This is a genomic window from Microbacterium sp. B24 (assembly GCF_000333415.1).
Taxonomy (GTDB): Bacteria; Actinomycetota; Actinomycetes; order Actinomycetales; family Microbacteriaceae; genus Microbacterium.
The window spans coordinates 1-2257 of record NZ_BADB01000248.1 but is presented as its reverse complement, the minus strand read 5'-3'; the positions used below and the strand labels follow the sequence as shown (position 1 = coordinate 2257).

Here is a 2257-nt window from a genome sequence, read left to right as displayed (position 1 = left end):
GACGTGCTCCGATTCTGGTGCGGGCTGGTGCGGGCTGGGCTGGAAGGGGCGCGGCTGCGTCAGCGCGCGAGGTGGAGGCACTGCGCGATCGCGCGGAGGATCGCCGCCTCGACGCGCGGCCACTGGTGCACGACCTCGGCGTACGTGAACCGGAGCACCGTGTAGCCGTGGGCGATCAGTTCCCGATCGTGGTGCAGGTCGCGGCCGCGGTCGGCGGCAGCGGAGTGGAAGGCGTAGCCGTCGAGCTGCGTGACGAGACGGTCTCCGATGAGGCCGTCGACGCGGTGTCCGAGCAGCAGCACCTGTTGGCGCACGGGCAGCCCGAACGCGCGGATCCGCGAGACGAACAGCGTCTCGATGCCCGAGTCGCTGAGGCCCGCGAGGTCGCCGACCAGCCGCCGCGCGGCGGGCGTCTTCCAGCGGTAGCGCTGCAGCATCGCCAGCGGCAGCCGCTCGAGTCGCACCGCCGACTCCCACACGACCAGCGCGTCCTCGTACGACAGGCATCCGGCGATGTGCGCGAGGGCATCGGGGACCGACTCGACGAGGGCGTGCGGGTGCGCCGGCACCATCGGTGCATCCCAGTGGAAGACCGGCGGGGCGATGTCACCGCTCGGCGGCGGCCGATGCGCGTGAGCGCGGACGTGCAGATGCGGTCGACCGGTCGTGCCCGGCGGCATCCACCATCCCCGGTGCTGCGCCGCGGAGGCGCAGGCCAGCCGCGCGCTCACCTCGGCGGCGTGCACCAACGCGTCCGGGGCCGCGGACGTCGCGACCCAGTAGCGGCGCACGCGGCGGACCTCCCCGGCCGAGATCGCCGCCCGCAACGTGGCGGGGCGGATGCCGACATCGAGTACCGCCTGCCGATGCACGATGCCGCCACCCGCCTCCACCAACTCCCGGATCCCCACACGTCGAGTCTGCGTCCGCCCGCGCCGCCGAGGCCGGGCACCCCTCTGGAGTGGGGACAACTCGCCCGCACCCGCCGCAGGGGAGGAGCCTGCGTCTCATGAACAGACGCGGAGGGTGTGAACGGATGCGGATGCCGCAGCGCGCGGCATCCGCATCCGTTGCTCATCTCCGCATCCGGTGAGGCGACGGTGGCCGCGCGCGCTTCGGCAGCGGTCAGTCGGACGGCGTGTCGAGATCGATCCCGAAGACCTCGCTGCGCCCGTCCGGCGTCGTCACGACCACCTCACGGGTGCCGGAGCCGCCGGGGAACACCCGCAGCTCGAGGCCCTCGAGGTAGTCGTAGTCGGGACGGTCGTGGCGTGCGCCCCACGGCAGCACCGCGCCGGGGCGCACGTACAGCGGAAGTGTGTCGAACCCGTGCGTCTCACGACGCCACCGTCCGCCCTCGACGTGCTCGCCGCTCAGCAGCGACGTCCACTCTCCGTCCGGCAGGTAGAACTCCGCCTCTCCGCTCGCGGACATCACCGGCGCGACCAGCAGCGACGGGCCGAGCATGTACTGCCGATCCAGGTAGGCGACGGCCGGGTCGTCCGGGAACTCCAGGGCCATCGGACGCAGCAGGGGGATGCCGGTGCGCGCGGCATCGACGCCGAGCTGATGCAGATAGGGCATGAGTCTCATCTTCAGGTGCGTGAAGCGGCGGGTCACCTCCACCGCCTCCTCGTCGAAGGCCCAGGGCACGCGGTAGGAGTCCGACCCGTGGAAGCGGGAGTGCGAACTGAGCAGCCCGAATGCCGTCCAGCGCTTGAACACCGCGGCATCCGGAGTGCCCTCGAAGCCGCCGATGTCGTGGCTCCAGTAGGCGAACCCGCTCATGGCGAGGGACAGGCCGCCGCGCAGTGTCTCGGCCATCGAGGTGAAGGTCGAGGTCGAATCGCCGCCCCAGTGCACCGGCATGCTCTGTCCGCCCGCGGTCGCCGACCGGGCGAACAGCACGGCGTCGCCCTCGCCGCGGTCCGTGACCAGAACGTCATGGACGGCGCGGTTGTACAGCTCCGTGTAGAGGTTGTGCATGCGCTGCGGGTCGCTGCCGTCGGCCCACACGACGTCGGTGGGGATGCGTTCGCCGAAGTCGGTCTTGAAGCAGTCGACGCCCTGGGCGGTCAGCCCGCGCAGCTTCTCCTGGTACCACGCCGTCGCGTCGGGATTCGTGAAGTCGACCAGACCCATCCCCGCCTGCCACAGATCCCATTGCCAGATGGAGCCGTCAGCGCGCCGCACGAGGTACCCCGGATCCGCCGCCTCGCCGAACAGCGGCGAGCGCTGTGCGATGTACGGGTTGATC

At 71.5% G+C, this 2257-nt stretch carries 2 protein-coding genes; both read right to left on the bottom strand.

Annotated elements, in window-relative coordinates; translation table 11 throughout:
• Nucleotides 1–59: 59 nt before the first annotated feature.
• A complete protein-coding gene (locus I5I_RS06665) occupies nt 60–911 on the bottom strand; it encodes an endonuclease domain-containing protein (protein ID WP_239640046.1) in 852 nt (283 codons plus the stop codon).
• Nucleotides 912–1125: 214 nt separating this feature from the next.
• Nucleotides 1126–2257, bottom strand: a 1132-nt coding sequence (gene yicI / locus I5I_RS06660) for an alpha-xylosidase (protein ID WP_036317905.1), incomplete at its 5' end; no start/stop codon positions are given.